Below are 20686 nucleotides of genomic sequence, written 5' to 3' on the forward strand. Positions count from 1 at the left end.
CGCCTCACCACCCGCCTCTTAAATCACTGCTTCACCCTTGTTGACCGTCTTGACTATATAGCTGCCATCCTCAAGATTGATGGAAACCGTACGGCCATAGGTGCCGCCAGTATCTTCGGCAATCAGCCTTATCCCCAGGTCCTTCAGCATTTTCTTGGAAGCCTCAGCATTCCTGGCTCCCACCCGCATGACATCCGTAGCATTGGCAAAGGCAAACATCTGGGCACCACCGGCGATCTTGGCTACCAGCCGGGACTTGGAAGCCCCCAAAGCCAGTACATCCTTCAGCAAAAGTGGCAGACCAGTATCTGCGAACTTGGCAGGATTATCGGTGCCCCTGGCCTGGGTGCTGTCAGGCAGCATGATGTGCAGGAGGCCGCCCACCTTGAGCTGGGGGTCATAGAGGGAAATTCCTATGCAGGACCCCAAGCCATAGCTGATAATGGTGGCGGGAGCTTTGCCTACCTTGTAGTCTGCCATGCCCACTCGAATCAGTTCTGGCATATCACTCAACTCCTACTGCAGATATTATCGTCTCCAATGAACCAGGATCCGGCACCAGGAAGAAGTGCCCGTTGATACCGTCATCCTCAGAAAGGAATTCTGTCTCAATAACCAGGGCCTGGTCACCCATCTGGCCCAGCTGCACCAGCACCACATTCAGGATAGCACCTGCCATATCCATAGCCAGAGCCGGGATGGAGGGAAGCATAGCCAGCTGGGTGAAGGTGAAGAAGGCATTGAGGTAAGCACCTGCCAGAATATTGCCGATTTCCATGAGTGCAGACTCATCCATGAAGTCCAGTTTGGTGGTAGTGCCCTGAGGACGCCCCATCAAAGTGTCAACCAGATAAAAAGCACTGTTCTTGGGCAGAAGGAAGAGGATATTGCCCGGAGCCTTGCCATAAACCCGGAGGAAAACCCCCACCACAATGGCATCAGGTCCTCCTACCAGATCAGGTACAGCTTCCAGAGGCACCAGAGCCACCTTGGGCACATTCATATCAATGCGGCGGTTGATGACCTGGGACAGGGCGGTGGCGGAATTGCCCGCCCCGATATTGCCTATTTCTTTTAGCGCATCAAGTTGCGCCGGGGACAAATCGAGTTCATCATTCATATTCTGACACCTCGCTGTGTGAACTGCTTCGCGGCTTCAAAATTCCAGTTCTCCGGGTTACTTGCCATCCTTTGGCAGCCCTACAATCTCCTCCAGGTTCAGCATGATGATAAGCCGGCCTTCTACATTGCCTATGCCAGAAAGGAACCTGGTATCCTTGGCGTTGATAGCCTTCTTGGTATCCACGGGCTTGGCCTCGATGGTCATGACCTCTGTCACTGCGTCCACCAGCATGCCCACATGCAGATCGTCCACCGTCACGGTAACGATACGGGTGCTGTCGGTGTAAGGAGTCTCAGCCAATCCCAGGCGCTGCTTAAGGTCAATGACCGGCAGCACAGAACCGCGGAGATTGATGACCCCTTTGATGAATTCAGCAGCAAAGGGCACTCTGGTAATATCAGTCAGATTACGGATTTCCTGTACATTTAGGATGCTTACACCATACTCCTCGTCATGGAGCTTGAATGCCACAACCTGCAATCCTTCCTGGACTTCGTTCTTGGTCGTATCTTCGTTTGCCATCTTAGTTGCCCTCCTTACTGCATCATGGTAGCCACATCGAGGATCAGTGCCACACGGCCATCACCCAGGACGGTAGCGCCGGAGAACATCTTCAGTCCGGCAAAGAGGTTGCCCAGGGTCTTGATAACAATTTCCTGTTGGCCAATGAGGTTGTCCACCACAATGCCGGCCTTGGCTTCGCCTGCATGCACCACCACCACGAAGATTTCGTCGTAGTCCTTCACATGAGGTACCTGCAGCAGTTCGCCCATACGGATGATGGGGATGATCTCCCCGCGCAGGACAATGACTTCCTTGTTCTGCACCGTCTGGATATCCGTTTCCTGGATGTTGATGGTGCTGTCGATGGAGCCAAGGGGAATAGCGTACATCTCTTCCTGTACCTTCACCAGCATGGCCTGGATGATAGCCAGGGTCAGGGGCAGCTTGATCTTGAAGACAGAGCCTTCATCCACATGGGTTTCAACATCCACATGGCCGGACAGTGACTCAATCTTGCTGCGCACCACATCCATGCCCACGCCGCGGCCGGAAATATCGGAAATCTGCTCGGCAGTAGAGAAACCAGGCAGGAAAATCAGGCGTACAGCATCTGCATCGTCCAGTTTGTCTGCTTCCTCCTGAGAAATCATGCCCTTTTCCACGGCCTTCTTGCGGATCTTGTCCGCATTGATGCCGGCACCATCATCGGTGACCATGATGACCACGTTGTTGCCTTCGTGGCGGGCGATGAGGCCAACCTCACCTGTGCGGGGCTTGCCCTTGGCCTCGCGGTCATCCGGGTGCTCCACGCCATGATCCAGGGAGTTTCTGAGGAGGTGCATGATGGGATCGCCGATTTCATCGATAACGGTACGATCCAGTTCTGTTTCCTCACCCTCGATGGTAAGGTTGATTTCCTTGTTGAGTTCCTTGGAAACGTCGCGAACCATGCGGGGGAAGCGGTTGAACACGGCACTTACCGGCACCATGCGCACCTTCATGACTATGTTCTGCAGATCCGTAGTGACGCGGTCCATCTGCTCCAGCGTCTCGGTGAGTTCTGTGAGCCTGTGAGTCTGGCCAATCTGCTCCAGACGAACCTTGTTGATTACCAGCTCGCCCATGAGGTTCATGAGAGTATCGAGTTTCTCGATATCCACGCGGACGCTCTGGCTCTGATGAGCCTTCTTCTGAGCGGAGGCGGCTGCAGGAGCTGCTGCCTTGGGCGGTGCCTTCTTGGCGGCAGGTGCAGGAGGAGCTGCTGCAGGAGGCGGTGCTGCCGCCGCTGCAGGCGCAGGAGCAGGTGCCGCTGCTGCGGCAGGAGCAGGTGCTGCTGCAGGCGCAGCTGCCTTATCGGGATCAACCAACTCCACCACAATCTTATCGATTTCAGAAATGGTGGTCAGAGCTTCCTCCACCACCTTGGGCTCAGAGCCGCTGACCATGAGAATGTCAAAGCTCTGCTCGAATTTTTCCTGCTCCAGTTCTTCAGCAGGAGGCACTGTCTTGATCACATCTCCCAGTTCATCCAGGGCATTCATGACCATGTAAGAACGGGCTGACTTCAAAAGGCAGGTATCAGAGAGGGTCACCTGAATATGGATTCCCTGCAGGCCCCCTTCCTTGGCCTGGCGGATCATATTCTTGTCAGTCTCACTGAGCTGCAAAGCTGCCTCAGCTGCAGAAGGTGCTGCTGCAGGCGCAGGGGCAGGAGCTGCTGCTGCCGGTGCCGCCGCTGCCGGTGTTTCAGCAGCTGCCGGTGCCGGCGCGCCATCGCCTTTGGAAATGGAAGAAAGCTTGCTGACCAGGTCAGATACGTCAATAAGGTCTTCCGGGTCTCCATTGCCCACATTGTCAACCATCTGCTCCAAGGAGTCCAGGCATTTGAACAGCGTATCAACGATGTCCTCAGTGAGCTTGATCTGCTCTTTGCGGATAAGGTCCAGTACATCCTCCATCTCATGGGTCAGCTCAGCAATCTTATTGAAGCCCATGGTGGCAGACATACCCTTCAGGGTATGAGCGTTGCGGAATATCTCATTAACAACGGAAATGTCTTCGGAGTTCTCCTCCAGTACCAGCAGGCCGTCATTAAGAGACTGCAAATGTTCATGGGATTCATCCAAGAACATATCCATGTACTGATTCGTTTCCATTTGTATTCCCCCTATTTAATCTTATCGCTTCACAGCCTCTACAATGGCCTGGGCTATATTCTGCACCGGCTTTATCTCATCTGCCAGCCCTGCATCCACTACGGCTTTGGGCATGCCGTAAACCACGCAGGTTGGTTCATCCTGGGCTATGCTGTAGCCGCCGGCCTTCTTTATCTCCCTCATGCCATCACAGCCATCACAGCCCATGCCAGTCATTATGACTGCCACCAGCTTGCGCCCCAGGCTGGCTACGGAAGAAAACATCACATTCACAGCCGGGCGATGGTTGCCCACAGGCGGATCCTGTCCCAGGACTATCTGGGTGCCGTTCTTGATGCGCAAGTGATAATTTCCTGGCGCTATGTAAACCATGCCAGGTTTTATGCCCTCGCCATCCTCCGCTTCTTTCACAGCAATGTCGGAAATGGCATTGAGCCGGTCAGCCAGGGCTTTTGTAAAACCTGCAGGCATGTGCTGCACTACCACCACCCCGCAGGGCAGATTGCCCGGAAGTCTGGTAATCACATTCTGGAGAGCTTGCGGACCGCCTGTAGAGGTGCCTATGACCACCAGCTTCTCTGCCCCCCTGCCCATACTGGTCATGGGCACAGCGGATGGCTTGCTGGGGGGGACAGGCGGATTGGCATTGCGTTTCAGCAGGGGATTATTGCGCTTGGCATAAGTATTGGCCGGAGTCGCAAGCTCCGGAGGCTTCACTGCCATGCGGTCCGGCAGCTTATGCCCCTGCCGCAAGGGGAGCTGTATGCGCTTCATAACCGGCGGTCCGGGAGGTGCTGATGACCTCGCAGGTACAGAGGGTGTTTTCCTGGCATGAGCCTTGGCCGCTGCCCGGCACTTTTCCAGGATTTCACCGGTTATGCCGTCAATGCGCGAAATGGAACCTCCAGCCTTGCTGATGAAATCCACCGCTCCCAGGGCCAGAGCCTTCACTGTCTGCTCCGTCCCCTTCTGGGTGAGGCTTGAGAGCATGACCACGGGAATGGGATGCTCCTTCATGATTATATCCAGAGCCTCCAATCCGTCCATGACGGGCATATTCACATCCAAAGTCACCAGGTCGGGAGAAAGCTCCCTGACCTTTTCCACGGTTTCCTGACCATTGCGGGCTGTGCCAGCCACTTCAAAGTCCGGCTGTGATGCAAACATATCCGCTAAGACTTTTCGCATGAACGCCGAATCATCGGCGATCAACACACGGATCATCTGGCTCACCTCACCTATCAGTTCACAGTAACCTCTCGGTCTGCAAATAGCAGCATGAATGATTTCTTATTTTCTCAGCCAGCTGGCCCGGTTGATGCGCTCCCGCTGGACTGTGAAAAGATAACGCACTATTCTGTTGACGTCAGCCCTGGGCAGATGCCCAAAACTCACCCCCACATGATACCTGGGATAGACGGCCTTTGGGTTGACCACCTTGCACTTGCGGGCTCTGCCCAGGAGCGCCAGAGTGCCAACCTCAGGGATGCTGTTTATCTCCAGGGCAACCTGAAGCCCGGGCTCCACAGCCTCGCCAATCTCAAAACTCAAGCCGCTGCCGCTGAGGTCAAGCATGCGCACGCGCTTCCTGGCTCCGATGGAGCCATCACTGCCAATCAGGCGCACCTCCAGCGGAAGCTCCACACTTACCCGCACAAAAGCACGATTCTGGGAATGTTCCACCTTTTCAGGCAAAGAAGTGTGCCAAAGGGAAACCTTTCCTCTGGTTTCCTGTTTCAGGAAAGTGACAGCGAATTGATACTCGCTGTTTTTTACCTGCACCAGTCCCTTGAAAGTCACCTGGGGCACCAAGGCCAGGGGCATGCCGGACGGGTCCACAGGGGTAGCCACCTGAAGCTCCTTCTCTGACACAGAGATAAGGTAGCTCTGGTAACGGTCCCCTTCCTCGTCCAGATAGAATTCCACCTTCTGGCCCGCTCTCAAAACTTCCCCTGTTCTTAATAATTCGCCCGCCATAAAAAAGTTCCTCCATAGTTAGTGCGAAAAATTAAAAATTTGCTGTAAAAATCCTCTCCACCCCTTCTTTACGGTCATTTTGCTGCCGTAAAGCACACTGGAGGCAAGTCCCTTGATACATCTGGAGGCGGTACCTGAGGGATTTGTCACCAAAAAGGGTTTCTGACTGCGCACTGCCTTCATGACCCCCGGGTCCTCAAAGATATAACCCAGGCACTCCAAGGGAAGATGCAGGAAACGCTCGGAGGTCTGCTGCAGCTTGGCCACCACCTCACGGCTTTCGGATTCATCATAGACCCTGTTCACCACCAGCTTCAGGCTGGGAGCAGAGGCGTACATGCTGTAGGCCTTCATCACTGCATAAGCATCAGTGAGGGCCGTGGGCTCTGGAGTGGTGACCAGCAGCACCTCATCTGCTGCCAGGATGAATTCCATGACGTTCTTCCCAAGACCTGCCCCCGTGTCCACCAGGATGATGTCCGCTATCTGGCCGCAGCCCGTAAGCTTCTGCATGAGCCGCTGGCGTTCCTCAAAGGTGAAATCAGCCGCCTTCTCAATGCCGGAGCCCCCGGAGATATAATCCACGCCATAGGGGCCATGCACCAGCACATCCTCAAGCTCCACCCCTTCTTCCAGGAGGTTCAGCAGATGCGTGCGGGAAAGGCTGCCCAGGACTACGTCCACATTGGCCATGCCCAGATCCGCATCAATGAGCAGCACCCTGAGACCTGCTTCCCTGAGGGCAATGGCCAGGTTCACAGACAAGTTGGTCTTGCCCACACCGCCCTTGCCGCTGGTGATGGCGATGACCCGCACGTTGTCGGAGTTTGCAGTTTTTCTTTTTTGGGGAGAAAGCATCTGTTCCTCCCTGATGTCTTCTGGCAGCGGGCTTCCTCCCACCAGCTGCCTCAATCTAGTCGCTTGATCTGCCATATCAAACCCTCAACAATAGCCGGGCCAATTCTGCAGGGGTGGCGGGGATGATATCGTCCGGCACGCTCTGCCCATTGGTCAAAAAGGAAATCGCAATCTCTCTCTTGCTAAGCAGGTTCAAGATAAGCCCCACGCTGCTGGTCTCATCAGTCTTAGTAAAAATCACCCGGTCAGGCCTGCACACAGAAAACTTTTCCAGAATGTCTTCTGCATCTCTCTCCTTGGTAGTGGCACTCATGACCAGATGCTTTTCAATGCGGCCGTCCACAGCCAGGAAGTCCTGAAGCTCCTTCATCTGATAATCATTGTGCTGGCTACGGCCTGCGGTATCTATAAGCACCAGGTCCTTATCCTTGTGCTTGTGGATGGCCACCTTCAGCTCATCGGGAGAATATACTATCTCCAAAGGCAGGCCGATGATATCTGAATAGGTCTTTAATTGCTCCACCGCAGAAATGCGGTAAGTATCGGCAGTGATAAGGGCCGCCTTGACTCCCTTTTCCAGCACGAAGCGGGCCGCAATCTTGGCAAGAGTCGTGGTCTTGCCCACCCCTGTGGCACCGATGAGGGATACGATGCGCACCCCATGGCGGTTCAGCTGGATTCCCTCTGAGAAATTGACCACTTTGTCCAGATAATCTGCCAGGATATCCTTGGCCTTGGGATCAAGGCAGTTCACCAGGGTGTCGCCTGCGGCCGATTTGGCAGCCATATCCCGGAGGATTTCCTCCTCTACCTCCTGATTCCTCAAGGCCTCCTGCAGAGAAATCTCATCCTGAGGCATATCCTTGCTCATGACCTGGGCCAGCAGGGTCTTCATCTGGGAGAGCTCTGCCTCCAGCTTCTGTATCTTTTCTGTATCTTCCTGCTTTGACTGTTGCATATGTGTCTCTGCCGCTTTCTCTTCAGGCTCTTTTTCCCGCGCTTCTTCCTCTGCCCCTGGAAGCAGCTCCATGGGCATCACTGCCTCAGCAGCGGTGCCGGCTTCCACTTCCTGGCTGGCAGGACGAGGCTCGAAACTTGGCATTTCCAAAGGAGGAGACACTATATCCACCCCCGCCTGGGTGCCATTGGTCTTGTACTGGTTGAGTATATTGGCCGGGAATACGGGCATAGGACGCTCCCCAGCCCGTGTCTGGGGAGCATTTTCCTCCACCGTCTCCACTGCCTTGGGAGCGCGTTTTCCCTGTCCCTTGGCAGGTGCATCTTCTATGGCTGCCGTCACTTCCACCACATCCTTGCTGTGATAACCCAGGAAACCACCCTCGCGATATTTCTTGGTGTGCAGGATGACTGCGTCACGGCCTAATTCATTTTTTACTTCTTCCATGGCTTCCTTCATAGAAGGAGCCTTCACAACTTTGATCTGCACCTTAGATCTTCACCACCCCTAAAATCTGTATCTCAACGCTTTGCTCTATTTCTGCATGGGAAAGGACGATAAGTCCCGGCACGGAGCGCTCCACCAGCTTGCGGAAGTAAAGCCTTACGGCAGGGCTGGTGAGGACGATGGGCTGATAGCCCATATTGGTAAGCTTCTGGAGCTCTGTATCCAGTGACTGCAGGAGCCTCTGCATGGAATCCGGATCCAGGCTCACATAGGAGCCATGGTCCGTGCGCTGCACGCCGCCGGCTATCCTGTTCTCCAACGCCGGATCCAAAGTCACGCAGGGCAGGATCCCATTCTGCACATTGGCCTGGGTAAGAGACCTGGCCATGGCATGGCGCACATACTCTGTAAGGATTTCCGTATCTTTGGTGGCGTGGCCATAATCCGCCAGCACCTCCATGATGGTGGCCATATCCCTGATGGAAATACGCTCCCTGAGGAGGTTGGCCAGTACCTTCTGCACATCGCCCACGCTGAGGATATCCGGCACCACCTCGTCCACCAGAGACTGGTTGGACTTCTTGAGGTTGTCGATGAGGTTCTGGGTTTCCTGACGGCCCAGGATCTCATCGGCATGCTGCTTGATGACCTCTGTGAGGTGAGTGGCCAGCACTGACACGGCATCCACCACTGTGTAGCCGTTGAGCTCTGCCTGCTCCCGCTCGCTCTCAGGAATCCAAAGTGCAGGCAGGCCGAAGGCCGGCTCCACGGTCTCGATGCCCGGCACTTCCTCAAAGACAGTGCCGGAATTCATAGCCAGGTAATGGTCAAGCATCAATTCGCCCTTGGCTATCTCAATGCCCTTCAATTTGATGATGTAGGCATTGGGCTTGATCTGGATGTTGTCGCGGATGCGGATAGTAGGCACAACCAAACCAAGTTCCAAAGCGCACTGACGGCGGATCATGACAATGCGGTCCAGCAGGTCGCCGCCCTGTCCCGTATCTACCAACGGAATCAGGCTGTAGCCGATTTCCAGCTCCATGGGATCCACCTGCAGCAGAGAAACGATGTTCTCCGGCGTTGTGGCCTCCTTCTTGGCCTGAGCTTTTTTCTCCACCTTCTTGGTTTCCACCTTCACCTCATGGCTCTTCTTCAGATTGTAACCTATGAACGCACAGAGAAGAGAAAGAGCCATAAAGGGCACACCTGGCAGGCCTGGCACCAGCGCCAGGAACACCAGCACGCCGCAGAGGATGAAGAAAATGCGCTCATTGCGGAACATCTGATTCACCAGATCGCTGCCCAGATTCCCCTCCGCAGCAGAACGGGTGACGATAAGACCCGTAGCCGTGGAAATCAGGAGCGCCGGGATCTGGCTCACCAGGCCCTCACCTACTGTCAACAGGGTGTAAGTCTGGAGCGCCTGTGAAGCTTCCAGCCCCCGCTGCAGCATGCCGATGACAAAACCGCCGGAAATGTTGATGAACATGATGATGATAGCGGCAATGGCATCGCCCTTGACAAACTTGGAAGCACCGTCCATGGCGCCGAAGAAATCTGATTCCCGCTGAATCTTCTCGCGGCGGATCTTGGCCTCAGCGTCTGTGATGGCCCCCTGATTGAGGTCTGCATCAATGGACATCTGCTTGCCGGGCATAGCATCCAAAGTGAAGCGGGCAGAAACCTCTGCCACACGCTCGGAGCCCTTGGTGATGACGATGAAGTTGATAACCACCAAAATGATGAATACTATGAAACCTACTACTGCATTACCACCGACAACGAAGTTGCCGAAAGCTGTGATGACCTCTCCTGCATAACCATCCAACAGAATGAGACGGGTGGAAGATATATTCAGTGCCAGGCGGAACAGCGTGGTAATGAGCAAGAGTGACGGGAAAATAGATAAGTCCAGCGCCTCCACATTGTAAATGGCAGACATGACCACCAGGAGGGCAATGGTAATATTAAGGCACAGCAAGAGATCCAAAAGGAGGGTGGGCAACGGAATGATCATCATGATGACGATGGTCACGATGGCCACCGCTATGAGGACATCGCTGTATTTCTGTATGAGGGAACCGCCTTTCAGGGGGTCCGCCGCAGCACTTGGTGCAGCCATGTTCTCACCTCCCCATGCCTTTCACGTAAAATTTCAAAAAAATCATGCTCTTTTGCGGTGCTTGAGCCTGTAGACATAAGCCAGCACTTCTGCCACAGCCTGGTAAAGTTCCTGGGGCACCGAGTCCCCGATTTCCGTGCTGGCAAAGAGTGCCCTGGCCAGCGGCTTGTTCTCCACCAGAGGCACGCCGGACTCCCGGCCTATCTCCTTGATGCGTTGGGCTACCAGATCCTGGCCTTTGGCAATGACTCTGGGGGCCACCATACCCTTATGATACTCAAGAGCTACTGCAAAATGAGTCGGGTTGGTGACAATCACATCTGCCTTGGGCACTTCCTGCATCATGCGGGCCATGGCCATCTGGCGCTGTTTCTGCTTGATCTTGCCCTTGATCTGGGGATCGCCTTCGGACTGCTTGAACTCATCCTTGACTTCCTGCTTGGTCATCTTGAGGTCCTGGGTGGTCTGCCATTTCTGATAAGCAAGGTCAAGCACGCCCAACACCAGGATAAGTCCACAGACCTTGAAAGCCATGTTGAAAATGATATCCGCAATCTGTCCCAGGCTGTTCTCCAGCCCGAAGAAGATAAATTGCGGCATGGACAGCACGTGGTCAACGAGCACCACATACAAGGCCGCACCAATGACAATGATCTTGAAAATAGACTTTACCATTTCCACCAAAGCCCGTTTGGAAAAAATCCTGCCAAAACCATTGATGGGATTCAGCTTGTCAAGTTTCGGCTCCATGGCCTCCGTGTTGAAGTGCAGCCCCACCTGAAAGAAGTTGATGCCAAGACCTATGAACATAATAGCCAGCATGATGGGAAAAGACGTCTTGGCCAGCAGTTCCACCATGCCCAAAAACAGCTGTATGACAGTCTCCGTATCCACCGTCTGGGCCGGATGTGACAGTATGTACTTGGTATATTCTGCAATGTTCAGGTAGATGGTATCCCAGAGGATCTTCAGCATGAAGAAGCCCATAAGCAGCACAAAAGCCGTATTTAGCTCCTGGCTCTTGCCCACCTGGCCTTTCTTGCGGGCATCCTCCCTCTTCTTGGCTGTAGGCTCCTCTGTCTTGTCCCCATCAGCAAAAAGCTGCAGGTCAAAGCGCCATTCCCTGTCATCTTCCAGATATGTGCGCCATTCCCTATTGCAGGGCCCGCAGGGCAATGCCGATATTGCCATACATTTCATTGAACACCACATCCAAAAAAAGCACATAAAAAGGTATCAGCATCATCAGCATGGAAAGGCCAATCATGATATGCATAGGCAGGCCCACCACGAAGATATTGAGCTGGGGCATGGTACGAGCCAATATCCCCAGTCCTGTATTAGTCAGCAGAATGGAAAAAGTCACGGGCATGGCAATCTTCATGCCCGTCAGGAAAATTCCTGCGGTAAAATCCAAAATTATAATCGGCAGCGACATGCTGGCATCCATGGTCAGGAGCGGCACCCGATGAAAGCTTTCCACCAGGGAGGCAATCACCATGTGATGGCCATTAGTCACCAGAAAGATGATTACGCTCAGATTATAAAGAAAACTTCCGATAAGCGGAATCTGCTGACCGGAAGTTGGATCCATAACGTTTACTATAGCAAACCCCACCTGCATATCCATGATTTTTCCGCCCATGTTAATGGCAGAAAAGCCTATATAGGCCACAAAGCCTATCAGCCAGCCAACGAACATCTCCCCCAGCACTGCCAAAACATACATGGCCACAGTGGCAGGCGGTTCCACAATGCCCAGCTTGTCCACTACAGGAAAAAGCACCAGGGCAAAGGCAAAAGAAGTGCCGGCCCTGAAGTAAATGGGCACGTTCATGCTGCCGAAAAAGGGAGAAATCATGAAAATCCCTGTAATCCTCGTGAGAAGCAGCAGGAATATTGCTGCATGCTCATGGTAAATCTCAAAGAAATCCATCTCACCTTACCCCTTCCGCAGCCTCAGCCGATGTAAAAAGGCAGGTTGACAAAGATATTGGTGACAAATTCCACCATGATGCGCAGCATCCAGGGACCAAAAATAAGAATAGCCACAAACACTGCCACAATCTTTGGGATAAAGGCCAAAGTCTGCTCCTGAATGGAGGTAGTGGCCTGAAAGACGCTGACCATAAGGCCGACAATAAGTCCCAATCCCAGCATGGGAGCTGCCACGATGAGAACGACCATCAAAGCCTGCTGTGCAAGCTGGATAACCAAATCCCCGGACATATCGCTCCCCCCTTACTTGAAGCTCATGATAAGAGACTGGATCAGGAGATGCCAGCCATCCACCATGACAAAAAGCAAAATCTTGAAAGGCAGCGAAATCATCACTGGCGGCAGCATCATCATGCCCATGGACATGAGGGTACTGGCCACTATCATGTCAATGACAATGAAGGGAATGTAAATCATGAAGCCCATCTGGAAAGCCGTTTTCAGCTCGCTGATGATAAAGGCGGGAATCAGGGTGAAGGTCGATACATCATCCTGTGAATCAGGACGCGGTGCATCAGCCAGGTTCACAAACAGGGCCAGGTCTGCCTCCCTGGTCTGCTTGAACATGAATACCCGCATGGGCTCCACTACATTCTGCAAAGCCTCTTCCTGGGTAATCTGCCCCGCCAGATATGGCTGCAGCCCCTGCTCATTAGCCTCTCCCCAATAGGGAGCCATGATATAAAAAGTCAAAAACAGAGACAAAGCAATGACCACCTGATTAGGCGGAACATTCTGGGTGGACAGGGCATTGCGGAGGAAACCTATGACCACTACAATCCTCACAAAGGAAGTAGTCATCATGAGAATTGCAGGTGCCAACGAAACAATGGTCAGCACTGCCATGACCTGCAGGGTAACAGCCACATCCTGAGGACTGTCAGAGGTACCCAGGCCGATATTCACGCTGGGCAGAGGTGCCGCCAATGCTTCAACGGGCTGTCCCAGGATCAGGACCAGTCCCCCAAGCAATCCCAAGGCCTTCAGGCCTCTCACATCTCCCACCCCCAGCTTTTACTAGATATAAGTGCATCATTTGCGAAGGAAAGGCGGTATCTTCTGTGCCAGTCCCGACAGGGAACCCAGTTGCTGGGAGAACATATCCCCGGACAGGCTTATGTCTGAATCCATCCGGCGAAGTTTTTCTATCTCTTCCGAATCTGTGATTTCCCTGAGAAGGGTTATCTCATGCTCCGTAACCCCCAGGAGCAGGAAATATCCTGCCACTTCCACAATGCAGACTGACCTGCCCGGCCCCAGAGGCAGATGGGTCACGATGCGCCCTGCGGAAGTCTTCACAGGCTTCCCAAAATGACCGCCCAGAAATCTGGCTGCCAGATACGCCATACCCACCACGAAGGCAAAAATAACAAAGAGGCTGACCAGATAAGCAGCGGTAGACCACCAAGACATCGCTGCCGGCTGCGGGATACTGGTGTCGTAACCGGACAGATACCCCCCCTGAGCAGCCTCCTCGGCTGCCAGGGCAGGCTCCGTCGCAGCTGCGAACAGCAGCCCCGCCAAACACGCCAGCACATAATATCTCTTGCCCATCAGCCCACTGCTTTGCGGACAGCCTCCAAAACGCGGTCAGCCTGGAACGGCTTGACAATGAAGTCACGCGCACCAGCCTGAATAGCCTCGATAACCATGGCCTGCTGGCCCATTGCACTGCACATGACAATCTTCGCGTTGGGGTCAACCTTTTTGATTTCCTTGACAGCGCTGATGCCGTCCATTTCAGGCATCGTGATGTCCATGGTAACAAGATCCGGCTTCAGTTCCTGGTATTTCTCCAAGGCCTTCATGCCGTTCTCGGCCTCGCCGACGACCTCATAGCCATTCTTAGACAAAATGTCCTTGACCATCATTCTCATGAATGCTGCGTCATCAACGACCAATACTCTTACTGCCATGTTTCATCTCTCCTCACCTTAAAAGAAACTTGGATGTACTTCAAAGCTAGTTTAATTATATAGGAAATTCTGCCTTTAGACAAGGGTCTATCCAAGCCGCACTGCCCTCACGGGGCTTACTGCAGCTTGGCCGCCCTCTCAGCAGGACTTGCTATCTCTGTGATGCGGACACCGAAATTCTCATCGATGACCACCACTTCCCCTTTGGCCAGGAACTTGCCGTTGACCTGGATGTCCACCGGCTCACCAGCCAGCTTGTCCAGCTCCACAATGGAACCGTTGGTAAGTTCCAGCACCTCTTTGATGGACTTGTGGGTCCTGCCCAGCTCAACCGTCACCTTCAGGGGCACATCCAGGATAAGGCCGATATTGGCATCATTTACCTGCACAGGCTCCATATTGAGAGGCACAAAGGCCGCTGGCTGCACTGGCACATTGGCCGCCATCTGCTGCTGGGACATCATGGGAGCGCCATAACCGTAGCCATAACCTCCGCCAGGAGGCATCCCACCGGGTGCCATAGGCGGTGGTGCCGCTGCCATAGCAGGCGGAGCTGCTGCCATAGGCGGTGGTGCTGCCGCCGGAGGCGGAGCTGCTGCCGGGGCAGCTGGCGGCGGTGGAGCAGGTGCCGGCGCAGGTGCCGGATCCACGTTGGCCTCGCCATTCATCAGCGACTCTACCATTTCCTTTGCCACATGAACAGGCAGGATCTGCATGATTTCACTATCTATGAGACCATCCACTTCCATGCGGAAGGAAATGCGCACGATGGGGTCATCGTTGCCGATGATTTCCGTGACCTTGTCCTCCGCCCCCAAATCGATAAGATTCACCTTAGGTGGCGAAATATCAATCTTCTTGTTGAACATGGAGGACAGCGACGTGGCCACAGTACCCATCATCTGGTTCATGGACTCGCCCACGGCACTCATCTGTATCTCACCGATATTGGTGTCAGGATTGGTGCCATCGCCTCCCATCATGAGATCTGCTATGATGGCAGCGTCCTGGGCCTGGATAGCCAGCACATTGTTGCCATCAATGCCTATGGTGTAGCCCACCTCCACAATGAGGTAGGGCATGGGATAATGTTCCTTGATGAGGCTCATGGTGGACACGGACACCGTAGGTGTGGTGATGTTCACCTTGTGGCCCAGCAGCACCGAAAGGGTGGTAGCTGCACTGCCCATGGAGATATTGCCTATCTCCCCCAAAGCGTCTTTCTCTATATCTGACAGCACATCTGCGAACTGAGATGAATCATCAGACCCTGCCTCTGCTGGTCCGCCGCCTCCATCTGCCGACTCTCCCGCTGGTGCATCATCGCCTCCTGCCGGTGGCAAGCCGCCGTTCAAGAGAGCATCTATTTCCTCTTGCGAGATCATATCGTCACTCATTGGCTTCTTCATCTCCTTCGTTCAGGATCTCATCTTCATTGAGTATCCTGGTAATTTGTACCGCCATCTTCTTGCCTGAAGTTCCCGGGCGACAGAAGAACTTGGCCTTGCGGCCTATCCTGCATTTGAGTTCATCATCCACCTTGGTATCAAGCTGGAGTACGTCCCCAAACCCCAGGGTAAGGAATTCATTGATGGTAATGTTGATATCTCCCATTTCCACCAGGAAGGGCACCCTGGTTCTCTCAATCTTCCGCTGGAGGATTTTCACCTGTTCCGGGTCATCATCCTTGGAAACCGAGGATGCTACCCAGAAAGTAGTTGTGAGCTTGGACATGACAGGTTCCAATACCAGGTAGGGTATGCAGATATTCATCATGCCCTCTACCTCCCCCACCTTCATCTGAATGGTGACGATAACCACCATATCGCTGGGGGGCACAATCTGGGTGAACTGGGGATTGGACTCAGTGGCCTCAAGACTGGGATAGAACTCCACCACATTGGCCCAAGCTTCCTTCAGATGGGCTGTGGCCTTCTCCACGAAGCGCCTCATGACAGCTTCCTCTATCTCAGTGAGAACACGGGTTTTGATGCCGCTCTTGCCCTCACCGCCAAAGACCCTGTCTATGAAAGCAAAGGCTATTTCCGTGTTCACCTCCATGATGATGTTGCCCTTCAGGGGCGGCACCGCCAGGATGCTGATCACCGAAGGATTGGCCAGGGACTGGACAAATTCCTGGTAGGTCAGCTGCTCCACCGAAGCCACTTCCACATTCACAATGGTGCGAAGATGGGTGGAGAGATAGGTATTAAGAAGCCTTGAGAAACTCTCATGCAGCATGAACAGAGTGCGAATCTGATCCTTGGAAAATTTATCCGGACGCTTGAAGTCATAAGACTTGACTTTTTTCTGTTCTTCGTCTGCCTTGACCTCTTCCGCAGATACTGAACCGTCCGACAAAGCGGACAGCAGTTTGTCTATCTCGGATTGGGAAAGTACATCTTCTGCCAATCTTCGCCCTCCTTCCTGCTTTATTTAAGTCAGGTCACTGGAGCAGGAAGCTAGTTATATAGACATCATACACAGAACCTTGCCCTAAACGCTCATTGAGCTCGTCCTTCAGCTTCTTCTTCAGTTCATCCTGCTTGGCAGCGTCAAACTCATCAAGTTTGGCACTTCTGAGCATCTGCATAGTGGTATCAAGAATCTTGGTCTCAGCCATAGGCTGGAGGACTCCCTCCACGATATTATCCTTCTTGCCAGGATTCATTTCCAGCACGATGCTGGCCTTGAGGAACTTGCCAGCCTTCTGGCCGCCTACATTTACAAGAATTCCCTCCTTGGCATCTCCCAGTTTGATGAAGACTCCCGGGTCATGGTGCTCATTGACTGACTCAGTCTGGGGATTGGACATCATCTTCGTAGTCACGAAGAAGGAAATGCCACCTGCCAGCACAAGGCCTACCAGCACAAGCACTACGACCAATATGATGGGAGATTTCTTTTTTTCTTCTGGCGCAGCTTCTTGTTCTTTTTCTTCGTCAGCCATTTATAAATCCCTCCATTTGAGCACAGCCTGAATATCCATTAGAATTTAAGCGCCTTGCGATACTTCATCACCCGGCGGACGATTTCGTCCATGGGCTCCTCCACAATCAGCTTCTTGCCGTTTAGAAGGGTGATGACTGTGTCCGGCGTCTCTTCCACAGTTTCTATTATTTCGGCATTGAGTACAAATTCTCCTTTTTTATTTGTCTGGGAATTAAATCTTGTGAGTTTTATCATTTTTTGCATCCCCCTGACTTTAAGCAATCCCACTGCTCTCCTAAAAGCCCCCTGAGGCTCCTCAGAAATGCTCTTGTCCTGTACTTTTCGTCATAAGCAGGCCATTTCCCTTTTTTTCTTCTCATTTTTCCCATGAAAAAAAGGCAGCCGGCTCTTGCGAGCCGAAAAACTGCCCTGCGACCATCTAAAAACCTAGTCAGCCGTCACTTGCTGCTGCCCCCGCCCCTATGCGGGTAATATCGCCTACCTTCACCTGATAGGTCTTGCCGCCTTCTTCGGCAATGATGGTGGGACTGCCATCGGAAATGCTGACCCCCGTGACTTTCCCCTCATGCTTCACGGAATCTACCCTCAGATTGCCTTCCTCATCTGTATAGCTGGTAGACTCGCTCCACTGCAAGTCCTGACCAATCATGTGGCTAAGCTGTCCCACCAGCACAGAAGTATCGATATTGCCCACCAGCTTGGAAACTTCAGACAGTCCGTCTGACACATTGGTCATCTGCTCAAGGGCAGAGAACTGAGCCAGCTGGGCCAGGTATTCACCGTTATCCTGTGGATCCAGGGGATCCTGATACTGCATCTGGGTTACCAGAAGCTGCAAGAAAGCATCCTTGCCCAAAGCAGAGTTATCCTTAACGGTCTTTGCTGCCTTCTCAGCTGCATATTTGGCGGCGTCATAAGTTATGCCATCCACGGTAATGGTATTGAGCGCTGTTGAATCCGACATAATATCCCTCTTCTCTACACGCGGTAATCCACGCCATCATCAGCCACGTTTTCCTGTCCCTGGGCCAGCGCTGCTGCGGCCAGATCATCTGCTTCTTCTGCATAGTCTTCAGGCTTTCTCTCCCCGCTGAATCTTCCCTGGGAGCCCTGCTGCCAGGCCTGCTGTCCCTGTCCCTGAGGCAGCTGCCCATCCGGCAGTCCGGAAAAGACCTCCACGCTGTCCACCTTCAGGCCCTGGTCGCTTAACTCCTGCCGGAGCTGCACAAGGCTGTTTTCGATGATGGTGCGCACCTGGGCATTGTCGCTGTGGAATGATGCTGTCACAGCTCCGCCTTCAGTCACAGAAATCTTCAAGGTGAGGTCACCCAGATGCTCCGGCTTCAAGTGGATCACCATTTCCGTGCTGTCGCCGCTGCGAATCAGCCGGGCCTGCTCCACAATCTGCCTGGGCACCTCAAAGTCTGTCTGGGACTCCGAAGTTGCCTGAGGTGTATCTGCAGGAGCAGCTGCTTCCTGCAGCTGTTGCTGGAAATTGCTTCCCTGCACAGCCCCTGCATTATGCTGCGCAGCCTGAAGAGGAACTGCCCCTTCCTCGTTTTCCACAGGTGCTGCCAGCTGCTGTGCCCTTTCGAAAGACCTGGCACTGTCGTCCTGATTCTGCTGGAAAGAACTCTCTCCCTGAGCTGTCTGATTGTGCATTACCCGCAAAGGCTCAAGTTCAGCCTCTGCCTGTTCTGCATGCACCTCACTGCCCAGAAGCACATGCTGCCCCTCCTGTCTCGGCGCCACACTCTCAGCAGCAGAAGATGCCATCTGCACCTGTGGAATCTCCTGCTGAGACATATGCTGCGTTACCTGCTGTATTAATTGCGGTGTTACCGGCTGGGTTACTTGCTGATGTACCGGCTGCACCACTTGCTGGGGCATCTGATGCATTGCTTGCTGGGGGTCCGGCTGCGCTGCTTGCTGAGGCATCTGCTGCGTCACTTGCTGGGGCATCTGCTGCTCCACTTGCTGGGACATCTGCTGCGTCACTTGCTGGGGCATCTGCTGCGTCACTTGCTGGGGCATCTGCTGCGTCACTTGCTGGGGCATCTGCTGCGTCACTTGCTGGGGCATCTGCTGCGTCACTTGCTGGGGCATCTGCTGCGTCACTTGCCGGGGCATCTGCTGCGTCACTTGCTGGGGCATCTGCTGCGTCACTTGCTGAGGCATCTGCTGCGTCACTTGCTGGGGCATCTGCTGCGTCACTTGCCGGGGCATCTGCTGCGTCACTTGCTGGGGCATCTGCTGCGTCACTTGCCGGGGCATCTGCTGCGTCACTTGCTGGGGCATCTGCTGCGTCACTTGCTGAGGCATCTGCTGCGTCACTTGCTGGGGCATCTGCTGCGTCACTTGCCGGGGCATCTGCTGCGTCACTTGCTGGGGCATCTGCTGCGTCACTTGCTGGGGTATCTGCTGCGTCACTTGCTGGGGCATCTGCTGCGTCACTTGCTGGGACACCGGCTGCGTTGTTTGCTGGGGTACCTGCTGCGCTGCTTGCGGGGACATCTGCTGCGTCACTTGCTGGTGGGACACCTGCTGCGTCATTTGTAGGCGTAACTGCTGCGTTGCTTGCTGGGGCACCTGCTGCATTACTTGCTTGGGTTCCGGCTGCGCTACTTGTTGCATTACTTGCTGGGATACCTGCTGCGTTGCTTGCTGGGGTATTTGCTGCATTATTTGCTGAGACATCCGCAAAGTCACTTGCTGGAGCACCTGCGGGGTAACCTGCGGGGGCATCTGCTGAGTCATCTGCACAGTCTGACTGGTTTGGCCAACTTGCACAGTCCGGTCCGGCAATGCAGAAGCAATCACCCTCTCAGACTGCTCCATCTGTCCTTGCATCTCAGGCTGGGAAGCCTGCTGCCAGGTTCTTGCGGTCTGTCTCAATGCCAGAGCCAGCGGATCTGTTGGTTCTGCTTCCTGCAATGACCGACCAAGGATCTGTATATTCTGCCTGTTCTGAACATCTGTGGGCAGCGCCTGCTGCTGAAACATCTTGCCTGGCACTGGTTCAGACTGCTGCCTGATGCCTTCTGCCACACCTTCTTCCTGTGCCTGCGGCACCTGCCAGGCAGCTGACAGCCTGCCCCTGGCTTCCTGCCTCTGGCTGGAGGTAAGATCTCCCGAGAGCATGGCCAGAAAATCGCTATTCTTCACTGCCGATTCTTCGCTTTGGGGCAAAAGGCTTCTAAGGCTCTGCCCAGATTTCTCCGGCATGATATCCTGTGCCTTTATCAAATCTCCACTCAGGGGTGCTTCACTGGAAAATTCTATCACAGCAGCCGGTGCCTCGACAGGCACATCTTCAGATAAAAGCTGCTGCACTGGCAGCACCGCCCCCATAACCAACGAGTGATGGGGTGCGCCTTCCCTGCCGCTGCCGCCATCCCGTGCATCCATATCCTGTGGAGCTTCATCCTTGTCACTTAACGTGATTTCTCCCTGGGCCTCTTGTTGCAGACGACCCAATGCTTCATCGAAATTCCCTTTCGATGTGTCCGGACCCTTGAGTATGCTCCTGCTGCCACCCTTAGAAGCAGCCTCTGCCTGCATCCCCATGGCCATAACATTTGTGTTAGTCATCCGGCTCACACCTCCTCTCAGATTATGTATCGACAAAAAAGACGGATTCCTTAAGCCTAAAATGGAATCCGTCCCTGAATT

Annotated in this window: 21 protein-coding genes; all 21 read right to left on the bottom strand. The window is 53.8% G+C overall.

All coding sequences use genetic code 11. The features are described from left to right. Nucleotides 1-18 precede the first annotated feature (18 nt). The 21 genes from P159_RS0115810 to P159_RS19640 all read right to left on the bottom strand — a co-directional run bounded on the left by P159_RS0115810 (nt 19) and on the right by P159_RS19640 (nt 20605). Nucleotides 19-504, bottom strand: a complete 486-nt coding sequence (locus P159_RS0115810; protein WP_029545623.1) for a chemotaxis protein CheD — start codon at nt 502-504, stop codon at nt 19-21. A gap of 1 nt (nt 505) precedes the next feature. Continuing rightward, complete coding sequence (locus tag P159_RS0115815; protein WP_029545624.1) at nt 506-1120, bottom strand: chemotaxis protein CheC; 615 nt, start codon at nt 1118-1120, stop codon at nt 506-508. A gap of 57 nt (nt 1121-1177) precedes the next feature. Further along, nucleotides 1178-1645, bottom strand: a complete 468-nt coding sequence (locus tag P159_RS0115820) for a chemotaxis protein CheW (RefSeq protein ID WP_029545626.1) — start codon at nt 1643-1645, stop codon at nt 1178-1180. Nucleotides 1646-1659: 14 nt separating this feature from the next. Further along, nucleotides 1660-3783 carry a chemotaxis protein CheA gene (locus P159_RS0115825; RefSeq protein WP_029545627.1) on the bottom strand — a complete coding sequence of 708 codons (2124 nt, stop codon included), beginning with the start codon at nt 3781-3783 and terminating at the stop codon, nt 1660-1662. Nucleotides 3784-3804: 21 nt separating this feature from the next. Beyond that, nucleotides 3805-5007 (bottom strand): chemotaxis response regulator protein-glutamate methylesterase, encoded by a 1203-nt coding sequence (locus P159_RS0115830; RefSeq protein ID WP_029545629.1) that lies wholly within the window; start codon nt 5005-5007, stop codon nt 3805-3807. A 66-nt stretch (nt 5008-5073) separates the two neighbouring features. After that, nucleotides 5074-5760: a PilZ domain-containing protein gene (locus tag P159_RS0115835; RefSeq protein WP_037377072.1), complete on the bottom strand. Its 687-nt coding sequence runs from the start codon at nt 5758-5760 to the stop codon at nt 5074-5076. Nucleotides 5761-5778: 18 nt separating this feature from the next. Next, nucleotides 5779-6693 (bottom strand): MinD/ParA family protein, encoded by a 915-nt coding sequence (locus tag P159_RS0115840; protein WP_029545633.1) that lies wholly within the window; start codon nt 6691-6693, stop codon nt 5779-5781. Nucleotide 6694: 1 nt separating this feature from the next. After that, entirely contained in the window at nt 6695-8065 is a 1371-nt protein-coding gene (gene flhF / locus P159_RS0115845) for a flagellar biosynthesis protein FlhF (RefSeq protein WP_029545635.1), read from the bottom strand. A gap of 1 nt (nt 8066) precedes the next feature. Then, nucleotides 8067-10148, bottom strand: coding sequence for a flagellar biosynthesis protein FlhA (gene flhA, locus P159_RS0115850; protein WP_029545637.1), 2082 nt, complete (start codon nt 10146-10148; stop codon nt 8067-8069). 42 nt (nt 10149-10190) lie between these two features. Further along, nucleotides 10191-11348 carry a flagellar biosynthesis protein FlhB gene (gene flhB, locus P159_RS0115855; protein ID WP_080706031.1) on the bottom strand — a complete coding sequence of 386 codons (1158 nt, stop codon included), beginning with the start codon at nt 11346-11348 and terminating at the stop codon, nt 10191-10193. Further along, on the bottom strand, nt 11302-12084 hold the full coding sequence (gene fliR / locus P159_RS0115860) for a flagellar biosynthetic protein FliR (protein ID WP_029545640.1): 783 nt from the start codon (nt 12082-12084) through the stop codon (nt 11302-11304). The genes flhB and fliR overlap by 47 nt, the downstream gene beginning before the upstream one ends. Nucleotides 12085-12107: 23 nt before the next feature. Next, nucleotides 12108-12377 carry a flagellar biosynthesis protein FliQ gene (gene fliQ, locus P159_RS0115865; protein WP_029545642.1) on the bottom strand — a complete coding sequence of 90 codons (270 nt, stop codon included), beginning with the start codon at nt 12375-12377 and terminating at the stop codon, nt 12108-12110. A gap of 12 nt (nt 12378-12389) precedes the next feature. After that, nucleotides 12390-13118 (bottom strand): flagellar type III secretion system pore protein FliP, encoded by a 729-nt coding sequence (gene fliP / locus P159_RS0115870; protein ID WP_318253649.1) that lies wholly within the window; start codon nt 13116-13118, stop codon nt 12390-12392. A gap of 60 nt (nt 13119-13178) precedes the next feature. Beyond that, nucleotides 13179-13700 (bottom strand): flagellar biosynthetic protein FliO, encoded by a 522-nt coding sequence (gene fliO / locus P159_RS0115875; protein ID WP_029545646.1) that lies wholly within the window; start codon nt 13698-13700, stop codon nt 13179-13181. Further along, nucleotides 13700-14062: a response regulator gene (locus P159_RS0115880; protein WP_014423701.1), complete on the bottom strand. Its 363-nt coding sequence runs from the start codon at nt 14060-14062 to the stop codon at nt 13700-13702. Before P159_RS0115880 ends, fliO begins: the two co-directional genes overlap by 1 nt. 116 nt (nt 14063-14178) lie before the next feature. Continuing rightward, nucleotides 14179-15459, bottom strand: a complete 1281-nt coding sequence (gene fliY, locus P159_RS0115885) for a flagellar motor switch phosphatase FliY (protein WP_029545648.1) — start codon at nt 15457-15459, stop codon at nt 14179-14181. Continuing rightward, a complete protein-coding gene (gene fliM / locus P159_RS0115890; protein WP_029545649.1) occupies nt 15452-16474 on the bottom strand; it encodes a flagellar motor switch protein FliM in 1023 nt (340 codons plus the stop codon). The genes fliY and fliM overlap by 8 nt, the downstream gene beginning before the upstream one ends. Nucleotides 16475-16508: 34 nt before the next feature. Beyond that, nucleotides 16509-17012 (bottom strand): flagellar basal body-associated FliL family protein, encoded by a 504-nt coding sequence (locus tag P159_RS0115895; protein WP_029545651.1) that lies wholly within the window; start codon nt 17010-17012, stop codon nt 16509-16511. A 38-nt stretch (nt 17013-17050) separates the two neighbouring features. Continuing rightward, nucleotides 17051-17248: a flagellar FlbD family protein gene (locus P159_RS0115900; protein ID WP_029545653.1), complete on the bottom strand. Its 198-nt coding sequence runs from the start codon at nt 17246-17248 to the stop codon at nt 17051-17053. A gap of 196 nt (nt 17249-17444) precedes the next feature. Further along, nucleotides 17445-17978, bottom strand: a complete 534-nt coding sequence (locus P159_RS0115905; protein WP_029545655.1) for a flagellar hook capping FlgD N-terminal domain-containing protein — start codon at nt 17976-17978, stop codon at nt 17445-17447. A gap of 14 nt (nt 17979-17992) precedes the next feature. Next, a complete protein-coding gene (locus P159_RS19640) occupies nt 17993-20605 on the bottom strand; it encodes a flagellar hook-length control protein FliK (RefSeq protein ID WP_051650419.1) in 2613 nt (870 codons plus the stop codon). Nucleotides 20606-20686: the final 81 nt, after the last annotated feature.

This window comes from Selenomonas sp. AB3002 (assembly GCF_000702545.1).
Classification (GTDB): Bacteria; Bacillota; Negativicutes; order Selenomonadales; family Selenomonadaceae; genus Selenomonas_B; species Selenomonas_B ruminantium_A.

Coding starts and splice junctions, on each gene's coding strand:
- P159_RS0115810 (WP_029545623.1), bottom strand. CDS start 504: ATGCCAGAACTGATTCGAGTGGGCATGGCAGACTACAAGGTAGGCAAA.
- P159_RS0115815 (WP_029545624.1), bottom strand. CDS start 1,120: ATGAATGATGAACTCGATTTGTCCCCGGCGCAACTTGATGCGCTAAAA.
- P159_RS0115820 (WP_029545626.1), bottom strand. CDS start 1,645: ATGGCAAACGAAGATACGACCAAGAACGAAGTCCAGGAAGGATTGCAG.
- P159_RS0115825 (WP_029545627.1), bottom strand. CDS start 3,783: ATGGAAACGAATCAGTACATGGATATGTTCTTGGATGAATCCCATGAA.
- P159_RS0115830 (WP_029545629.1), bottom strand. CDS start 5,007: ATGATCCGTGTGTTGATCGCCGATGATTCGGCGTTCATGCGAAAAGTC.
- P159_RS0115835 (WP_037377072.1), bottom strand. CDS start 5,760: ATGGCGGGCGAATTATTAAGAACAGGGGAAGTTTTGAGAGCGGGCCAG.
- P159_RS0115840 (WP_029545633.1), bottom strand. CDS start 6,693: ATGGCAGATCAAGCGACTAGATTGAGGCAGCTGGTGGGAGGAAGCCCG.
- flhA (WP_029545637.1), bottom strand. CDS start 10,148: ATGGCTGCACCAAGTGCTGCGGCGGACCCCCTGAAAGGCGGTTCCCTC.
- flhB (WP_080706031.1), bottom strand. CDS start 11,348: ATGAAATGTATGGCAATATCGGCATTGCCCTGCGGGCCCTGCAATAGG.
- fliR (WP_029545640.1), bottom strand. CDS start 12,084: ATGGATTTCTTTGAGATTTACCATGAGCATGCAGCAATATTCCTGCTG.
- fliQ (WP_029545642.1), bottom strand. CDS start 12,377: ATGTCCGGGGATTTGGTTATCCAGCTTGCACAGCAGGCTTTGATGGTC.
- fliO (WP_029545646.1), bottom strand. CDS start 13,700: ATGGGCAAGAGATATTATGTGCTGGCGTGTTTGGCGGGGCTGCTGTTC.
- P159_RS0115880 (WP_014423701.1), bottom strand. CDS start 14,062: ATGGCAGTAAGAGTATTGGTCGTTGATGACGCAGCATTCATGAGAATG.
- fliY (WP_029545648.1), bottom strand. CDS start 15,459: ATGAGTGACGATATGATCTCGCAAGAGGAAATAGATGCTCTCTTGAAC.
- P159_RS0115895 (WP_029545651.1), bottom strand. CDS start 17,012: ATGGCTGACGAAGAAAAAGAACAAGAAGCTGCGCCAGAAGAAAAAAAG.
- P159_RS0115900 (WP_029545653.1), bottom strand. CDS start 17,248: ATGATAAAACTCACAAGATTTAATTCCCAGACAAATAAAAAAGGAGAA.
- P159_RS0115905 (WP_029545655.1), bottom strand. CDS start 17,978: ATGTCGGATTCAACAGCGCTCAATACCATTACCGTGGATGGCATAACT.
- P159_RS19640 (WP_051650419.1), bottom strand. CDS start 20,605: ATGACTAACACAAATGTTATGGCCATGGGGATGCAGGCAGAGGCTGCT.